The sequence below is a fragment of the Bacteroidota bacterium genome (assembly GCA_030706565.1).
Lineage (GTDB): Bacteria > Bacteroidota > Bacteroidia > Bacteroidales > JAUZOH01 > JAUZOH01.
The window spans coordinates 1-9,406 of the sequence record JAUZOH010000128.1 but is presented as its reverse complement, the minus strand read 5'-3'; the positions used below and the strand labels follow the sequence as shown (position 1 = coordinate 9,406).

Below are 9,406 nucleotides of genomic sequence, written 5' to 3'. Positions count from 1 at the left end.
TGTTCATCCCGTTGTAAATTTAAAGTAGGAATCATTCTCTTAAATTAGAGTCTTCCTGATCAACGTTCAAAATACGTTGATCAGGAAGTCTTTTTATAAAAAACATATTGAACATGACAATAAAGTATCTACTGGTTTTATCTATCAGCATAATTGCGCTATCGCTTATAGGGTGCAAAAAAGATAATAATGAGCCTAAAAACCCGGGCGGAACCGACACCGTTTCAGGTTTCACCATTCCGACGTATGCCGACGACTATGCGGCGATATCATCGTGGGCAAACCGGGACAATTGGAATCTGGCCAATGTTCACGACCCATCGGTTGCCTACTACAATGGATATTACTATATGTACGGCACTGATGCCTCGTATGGTAATGCTGCCGTAGGACATGGACATTTTCAAGGCAAACGTTCAAAAGATTTGGTCAATTGGGAATGGGTAGGCGGACCTTTTTATGACCCACCCTCCTGGGTAGCCGACTCGCTCAACGCTATTCGTTCGCGCATGGGGCTTGCGGCCATTGCAAAAAACAACATCGTATACGACTACTGGGCTCCGGTAGTACGCCGGGTCAACGTTGGAGGGAAAGATATCTTGCGCATGTACTACTGCATAGTTATCGAAAATTACATCAAAACTGGCGCAGCCAACACCTCAGCCAACTTTGACGGAAGCTGGACCGAACGCGCCTTTATCGGCATGTGCGAATCGACCGATCCCGCCGGAGCGGTATGGATCGACAAGGGTTTCGTTACCTGTTCATCATCGGATCGTGGCTTAAACTACAGCCGCTCCAGCTTAAATGATTGGAATGCCTATTTCTACTACAACGCCATCGACCCAACGTATATCGTAACACCCGGGGGAAAACATTACCTGATACATGGCTCGTGGCATAGCGGCTTCGCACTATTGCAACTCGATGCAACAACAGGTAAGCCTCTCAACAAACTTGGTGAGCCTTACGCAAACAGTACAAGTGAGCTAACAGCCCGGTATGGTGTGAGAATTGGTACACGCACGGCCTCATCGCGTTGGCAAGGCAGCGAAGCTCCCGAAATCATATACAAAGATGGTTACTACTATTTGTTTATGGCTTACGATATAGTCGAGACATCATACAACACGCGAGTGGTCAGAAGCACAAACATCGAAGGGCCATACTACGACATCACCGGACGCAACTTTACAGCCGGAGGCGGAGATTGCTACCCTATTGTAACCCACCCTTACAAATTCAATCTTAGCTACGGATGGGTCGGCATATCACATTGCTGTGTCTTCCAAAAGGAAAATACCAACGAATGGTTCTACATGTCGCAGGGACGATTGCCTGCAAATGTTGGTGGCAACGCTTACTCCAATGCCATTATGATGGGGCACGTACGCCGCCTTGTATGGTGCCCGGCCTCAACAAGCGAACCCGATAACCTGTGGCCTATAGCATTGCCCGAACGATATGCAGCCGTACCTGATTACGGTACTATAACCAAAGACTCGCTTGTTGGTACATGGGAACATATAAACCTTAAATACAACTATGGCCAACAAGATGTTGCCACTGCATTAACCCTCAAAGCTGACGGCACTATGTCGGGAGCACTGACAGGCAATTGGAGTTACGATGTGACAAAAAAACAACTAACATTGGGAAATGTTATTGTTTGCGTTGAACGCGAAGTCGATTGGGAAGCTACCCCTCGCTGTGTAACATTTGTATATGCCGGAACTGAAAAAAATCTAAACGCAACCTATTGGGGCAAAAAGAAAAAATAATATCGAGGTCAGTTAAAGATAATTTCCCTGTAGAAGTTAATATTTATCAGATCAACAATCATGATTAACAAAAAGTCTGCTCAACCTTAAATTGGGCAGACTTTTTGCTGTAGTATCTCTCTTTTTACGCTTTGATCTTATCTTTTGGGCATGAAATCAATAATATTGTTTGTATTACTGTGATTTGTAACTTCAAAGTACCAAACTTTCGCAATCGAAAAGAGCCAGAAAAAGAAAACTGAGGAGATAAACTCTCCAAAAAACTAATCATTTTTTTCTTTCTATTGACTAGCTTTGGCAAGAAGTTTGGTCATTATTCAAATTAAAACCGGTTTTAAAGAAAACAAATAGAATGAAAGGTTATTTTTCAGGTTTATGTTTTGCTTTGTTAATATTGATAACGGGCTGTAATACTTATTATACCCGGAATATTAAATTTCAACATTTCATTTTAAGTGGTGAAATGGAGCGAGCTGATAAATTATTGAACAACGATAAAAAAGGTGGCGAAGGTAAAAATCAGTTGTTGTATTATCTAAATCGGGGTTATGTGTCGTTTATGCTACAAAAAAATGATTCGAGCAACCATTTCTTCGCAACTGCCGACAGGGTTATTGAAGATCAAAGGAAAAACATAGGGCTTGAGGCTCTTTCATTGATTTCCAATCCTAATGTAAAGCCATATAAACCTGAAGATTTTGAAACAGTCATGCTGAATTATTTTACATCGCTCAATTATATTCAGCTGGGAAAATATGAAGATGCTCTGGTGGAATGTAAGAGAATTGATGTGAAACTTAACCAGTTAAATGACAAATATCCTGCTAATAAGAACAGGTATAGCCGTGATGCCTTTGCCCACACGCTGATGGGATTGATTTATGATGCCGTTCACAATTACAATGATGCTTTTATTGCTTATCGCAATGCTCTTAACATATATGAAACGGATTATGCCAAAAATTTCAATATTCAAACGCCCCTGCAGTTAAAAAAAGATTTGCTTCGCACTGCCTATCTCACGGGTTTTTATGATGAACTTCATGAATATGAAGATACGTTTAAAATGAAATATGAACCTGACACCCTGAACAAACCTGAATTGGTTTTTTTCTGGTTGAATGGCTTTGGGCCGGTGAAGTCGGAGTGGAGCATCAATTTCACCAAAATTCCCGGAAATGCAGGTTGGATAACACTCGCTGACCCTGAAGATGGCTTGTCTTTCCCATTTTATATCGGAAATGCCAATGCTGATGAAAGAGATGCATTTTCCCAGTTACGTTTTATGAGGGTGGCTTTTCCAAAATATGTTGAAAGGAAACCTGTTTTCTCTAATGCACAGATAGTCTTTAACAACCAGAGGTATCCTGCAGAGATGGTTCAAAACATCAATGATATTGCTTTTAAAACTCTACACGACAGGATGGTCAGGGAGATGGCAACTTCGTTGCTGCGCATGGCCACAAAGAAAGCTTTGGAAGCTGCGGCCAGCAGGGAAAATAAAAATTTCGGCACCCTGGTAAGCATTACCAATGCGCTCACTGAAAAGGCTGATACCCGGGGCTGGCAAACATTGCCTTATTCCATTTCTTATATCCGTGTACCTTTAAATGTCGGGATAAATAATTTTAAATTATACGTAAGTGGCATAAATGGGGAAACCAGGGGATATGATTTCAATCTGGATGCAGAAGCCGGAAAAACCTATTTCCAATCTTTTCACAATATCGAAACGCAACCCTATCCGGAGCAATAAACATTTGAAAATCCTGAAATTATCCTGCGAAAAGTATAACTCTATTGTGGAATAGGACAGATAGTAAATAAAAAAGGAGATGTGTTCATCTCCTTTTTTGTCATTTTCCTCTAAATTTTATTCATTGACAGGCGAAGAAACACGGCCATGACAATTCTTGTATTTTTTCCCGCTTCCACAAGGGCAGGGGTCGTTTCGTCCTACTTTCTTTTCAACATGGATAGGTGCCGTAACCTGGGGCTCTTTACCGGTTGATTCTGAGGCATCACTGAATGAAGAAGGAGCATCGCTCTTTTGGGTTGACAAATGGCTCATATCAAGATGTTCAGGTTCTTTTGCCCTTTGAACTCCTTCCGAATCGTCCATGGGAATATGTCCTTTCATCAACATCGCAACTACATCTTTGTTGACTTTATCCAACATATTCTTGAACAATTCATAGGATTCGAATTTGTAAATAAGCAATGGGTCTTTCTGCTCATAATAAGCATTCTGAACCGACTGTTTTAATTCGTCCATTTCACGAAGCTGTTCTTTCCAGGCCTCATCAATAGTCATAAGGATCACGCTTTTTTCAAATGCCCTGACCATTTCTTTACCTTTCGTGTCATAAGCTTTTTTCAGGTTGGCAAGGACATGGATAGTCTTTTTACCGTCTGTGAAAGGAACCACAATATTTTCATAAAGATGGGATTGCTTTTCATAAACATCTTTTACTACCGGAAAAGACTGCTGGCAAACAAACTCTTCTTTACGCTTATAGTTGGTTTTTGCGATTTTGTAAATCTGATCAACTATTTCCTGACTGCTGAGATTTGGAAATTCTTTCTTTGATACCGGCGATTCGAATGAGAAATAACGGATCAGTTTCATATTGAATCCGTCAAAATCCACACTTTCATGAAATTCATTCACGATACTTTCGCAAACGTCGTACATGGTGTTGATGATATCCACGCTTAACCTTTCGCCAAATAAAGCATGGCGGCGGCGGGTATAGATCACCTCCCTTTGCGAGTTCATGACGTCATCGTATTCAAGCAAACGTTTACGGATACCAAAGTTGTTTTCTTCAACTTTTTTCTGTGCCCTTTCGATGGATTTCGAAATCATGGGATGCTGAATCACTTCGCCTTCTTTTAATCCCATACGGTCCATCAGTTTGGCAATACGGTCGGAACCGAACAAACGCATCAGGTCGTCTTCCAGTGAGACATAGAACTGTGAAGTACCCGGATCTCCCTGACGTCCTGAACGGCCACGCAACTGGCGGTCAACCCGGCGGGATTCATGACGCTCCGTACCAATAATAGCCAGACCTCCGGCATCACGTGTTTCCGGGATAAGTTTGATATCGGTACCACGGCCTGCCATGTTGGTTGCAATGGTTACCGTTTTTGATTTACCGGCCTGGGCAACAATTTCAGCTTCCTTCTGGTGTAATTTTGCATTCAGTACACTGTGTTTGATGCCTCTTAATTTCAACATGCGGCTGAGCAATTCGGAAATTTCTACTGAAGTTGTACCCACCAGTACAGGACGGCCTTCATTGACAATCTCTGTAATTTCTTCAATAACCGCATTGTATTTTTCACGTTTGGTCTTGTATACCAAATCCTGATAATCTTTTCTGATAATCGAACGGTTGGTGGGGATAACCACCACATCGAGTTTGTAAATATTCCAGAATTCACCGGCTTCTGTTTCGGCTGTACCGGTCATACCGGCCAGTTTGTGATACATTCTGAAATAATTCTGCAAGGTGACCGTTGCAAAAGTCTGAGTAGCTGCTTCAACTTTCACCTGTTCCTTGGCTTCAATTGCCTGGTGCAGGCCATCTGAATACCTTCGGCCCTCGAGGATACGACCTGTCTGTTCGTCAACAATTTTTACCTGGTTGTCTATAACCACGTATTCATCATCCTTTTCAAAAAGGGTATATGCTTTGAGCAATTGATTGACGGTATGGACACGTTCCGATTTGATGGCATAATCCTGCAAAAGCGCATCTTTACGGGCCATCTTTTCATTCGGACTGATGTTTGCTTTTTCAATATCGGCAATTTCACTTCCAATATCAGGAAGAACGAAGAAATTGGTATCATTGGAAGAGGAGGCCAGAATGTCAAGGCCTTTATCCGTAAGTTCAATCGAATTGTTTTGCTCGTCGATGATAAAGTAAAGGGGATCGGTTACTATATGCATATTCTTGTTGTTGTCCTGCATATAGAAATTTTCGGTCTTTTGCATCAGGGCTTTGTTTCCCTGCTCACTTAAGAATTTAATCAGAGATTTATTTTTGGGTAATCCCTTAAAAGCACGCAGAAGGGCCATTCCCCCTTTTTCGGTATTTTTTTCTCCAATAAAGTTCTTGGCTTCGATCAAATATTGGGTGACGAGTTTGCGCTGTGCATTGACCAGCTTTTCAACATTGGATTTGTACTCATCAAACAGTTGATTTTCACCTTTAGGTATGGGACCGGAGATGATCAAAGGAGTACGCGCATCATCAATTAAAACCGAATCCACTTCATCGACAATGGCATAATTGTGGCCTCTTTGTACCAGGTCCTGTGGCGTAATGGACATATTGTCCCTTAAATAATCGAAACCAAATTCATTGTTTGTTCCGAAAGTGATATCTGAATTGTATGCTTTGCGGCGGGCTTCAGAATTGGGTTGATGCTTGTCGATGCAATCAACTGAAAGTCCATGAAATTCATACAAGGGGCCCATCCATTCGGAGTCACGTTTTGCCAAATAATCGTTTACGGTAACCATATGAACTCCACGGCCGGTTAGAGCATTCAGAAATACAGGCAGGGTTGCCACAAGGGTTTTCCCTTCACCGGTTGCCATTTCTGCAATTTTACCCTGATGCAGTACAACACCACCGATTAACTGGCAGTCGTAATGTACCATATCCCATGTTATCTCGTTCCCTCCAGCATTCCAGTGATTGTGAAAAATGGCTTTATCGCCTTTGATATCAACAAAATCATGATTGATGGCCAACTCACGGTCAAAATCAGTGGCTGTGACTTCAATGGTCTCGTTTTCAAAAAAACGCCTTGCTGTGTCCTTCATCACTGAAAAGGCCACAGGAAGAATTTCATTCAGTACATCCTCCAGCTTTTGCTGTATATCTTTTTCTATCTTATCGACTTTATCATAAAGCCTTTCTTTTTCTTCATAATCAAGGTCGTTATTTTCGATTTCGTTTTTTAACCCGGTTATTTCATCTTCATCACCCTTAATACGGTTTTTTATGATCGCTTTCAGTTCCAAAGTCTTAGCCCTTAGCTCATCATTACTAAGAACCTTGATTTTTTCATATTCAGCCTTTATCTTTTCAAGATAAGGCCTCAGCTCTTTCATATCTCTTTCTGCCTTGTTGCCAAAAATCGAGCCCAATACATTATCTAAAACACCCATTTATATATTTTTATTTTAGGATTTACTATTTTAAAGCCAACAAAATTAACTTTTTTTCTTTGATTATTTGTATCAATTGTTCTTTTACTTCTTTATAGGAAAAATAAAAATCCAGCCATTTCTAAATATCTTTTCTTCTCTCCTGTAAATTACAGGGTCATCAGTTGAATAATGCTGATTTTTATAACAATGACCTGAATTTTTTGAATGTAATTCTGCTATTTGAAATATAATTTGTACCATGTGTAAATATTTACAAGAAGAACAAATTAATTCCCCTTTCAGAAATTATTTATAGAATTTTTTATATGCTTAAAAATGGTTAACAAAAAAACATTAAGTTTGTTCTTTAGATTGACAAGAACATGAAAAAAAAAGGGATTTTTTTGGCTTGTTGTTTTTTTTATCTGACTTCAGGCATTGCCTTTTCGCAGGTAAAATTTGGGAAAGCTCCACTTAATCCGGAATATGTAAAATATTTTGAAGAGAAAAAAACAGGTGAACATGTTTCACTAACAAGGCAGGGATTTGGATTGGGGTATATTCCTTCTCCTCTTTCCTTTCATTTTGAGAGCACTTCTATTGTTAAAAGCAGGTTGAAAAGTGCGGAGGCTCTGCCTTCAAGCTATGATTTGCGTACCTTGAACCTGGTTACGCCGGCAAGGAATCAGTACCAATGGGGAAATTGTTGGGCTTTTGCTGCTATGGGTGCGATAGAATCGAACTGGCTGAAATTTTATGCTGATCAGGAAAATCTTTCTGAGAAAAATATGTCCACCTGCCATGGCTTTTCTACAAAATATGGTAATGGGGGAAACGAAGTAATGGCTGCGGCTTATTTGACACGCCTGGCAGGGCCGGTTTTGGAAAGTCAGGATGGTTACCTGGATAGCCAGACAACCTGTAAAACGGGTATTGCTCCTTATAAGTATGTACCTGAAGCCCGTTGGCTTCCCTCGGATAAAGATATCATTAAGAGGGCTATTATGAACTACGGCGCAGTAGCTACTTCCATGTATGCAGGTGATGATTTCGATTATTATTATAACTCTAAAGATTATACTTTTTATTACAATGGTGCAGAAAGCGTGGATCATGGCGTGTTGATTGTGGGCTGGGATGATAATAAAACTGTGACCGGAGGAAAACAAAGTCCGGGATCGACTAACGGCGCATGGATTGTAAAAAACAGCTGGGGTACAGCCTGGGGGGAAAACGGATTTTTTTATGTGGCTTATAAGGATAGCAAATTTTTAAATTCTTCTTCCTATTATCCATACAGGGTGGATACCAGGAGCATTAACATGCTGCACATGTATGATGAATTGGGCGCTGTCAGCTCTTTGGGATTCAATAAACCCGTCGGATACGGACTAACTAAATTTACTGCTTCCGATTCTGAATTTATCTTTAAAGTGGGAACTTTTGTTTTAGGATCAGGCTCAGTTATTGATATAAACATTTACGGAAACAAATCTGCCGACACCCTGAAGAATCTTATTGCCTCTCTTAACAACCAGGTTTGCGAATTCCCAGGTTATTATACTTTTGATATCCCTGCAAAAGTTAAAGGTGATTTTTATGTACAGGTAAAATATACTACACCCGGGTTGGGATACCCGATTCCCGCTGAAATGGCAATAACCGATACCTCCGGCAGTGCCTATGCAAGTCCACAAATACAACCTGTGGGGTTTAACTGGATTAGTCCGGAGGGTAAAAGCTGGCAGCCCTTGGGCGATACAGTGACCGACTATCAGGCTGATTTATGTATACGGGCTTACGCAGATACTTCAAAATCCAACGTTGCATTTTTTACTGCCGACAAAAAAGAAATTTGCCTGGGCAGTAAAGTGACTTTTACCCAGAATTCCAAAGGAAATATCAGCTCATACAGTTGGGATTTCGGTGAGGGTGCAAGTCCCAAAACCTCAACAGACAAAGGGCCTGTGCAAGTAACTTATTCAACCAGCGGAAAGAAAAATATCAGACTCATAGTTACAGGTCCTGCCGGTGCTGATACTTCAGTCAGAAGCAATTATGTCAATGCGGTCAGCTCACTGGATGTTTTTCTGCCTTATTCTTCAGTTGAACTGACAAAAGGTAAATCAACTACTCTTACAGCTTTTGGAGCTGATGATTATACCTGGTCGCCTGCCACCGGGCTGGATACAACAAAGGGATCGTCTGTGATTGCCAGCCCGGCAGATACGGTCATCTATACCGTTGTGGGTACTGAAGGAAACTGTTCGGGAGAGGATCAGGTGACGGTCAATGTTAATGTTGCACCATTGAATGATGATATGTGTAACCCTATTGCCCTTTCCATGGGTGACAACGGGCCTTTTACCAACAGGCATGCAACAGTAGAGGAAAAAGAACCTTTGCCTCCCGAAACAAACTGCAATACTCAAAAAACCTGGTGTAGCGAAGG

At 41.1% G+C, this 9,406-nt stretch carries 4 protein-coding genes; 3 read left to right on the top strand and 1 reads right to left on the bottom strand.

The window, feature by feature from the left end:
- The first annotated feature begins 113 nt into the window (after positions 1-113).
- Together Q8907_08310 and Q8907_08305 are read left to right on the top strand one after the other, a co-directional pair.
- Positions 114-1,781: an arabinan endo-1,5-alpha-L-arabinosidase gene (locus tag Q8907_08310; GenBank protein MDP4274265.1), complete on the top strand. Its 1,668-nt coding sequence runs from the start codon at positions 114-116 to the stop codon at positions 1,779-1,781.
- 463 nt (positions 1,782-2,244) lie between these two features.
- A complete protein-coding gene (locus Q8907_08305; protein MDP4274264.1) occupies positions 2,245-3,537 on the top strand; it encodes a hypothetical protein in 1,293 nt (430 codons plus the stop codon).
- A 117-nt stretch (positions 3,538-3,654) separates the two neighbouring features.
- On the opposite strand, the gene secA is transcribed toward Q8907_08305, so the two are convergent.
- Positions 3,655-6,972 (bottom strand): preprotein translocase subunit SecA, encoded by a 3,318-nt coding sequence (secA, locus tag Q8907_08300; GenBank protein MDP4274263.1) that lies wholly within the window; start codon positions 6,970-6,972, stop codon positions 3,655-3,657.
- Between the two features lie 365 nt (positions 6,973-7,337).
- On the opposite strand from secA, the gene Q8907_08295 reads away from it, so the two are divergent.
- On the top strand, positions 7,338-9,406 hold a 2,069-nt coding region (locus Q8907_08295; protein ID MDP4274262.1), incomplete at its 3' end, for a C1 family peptidase.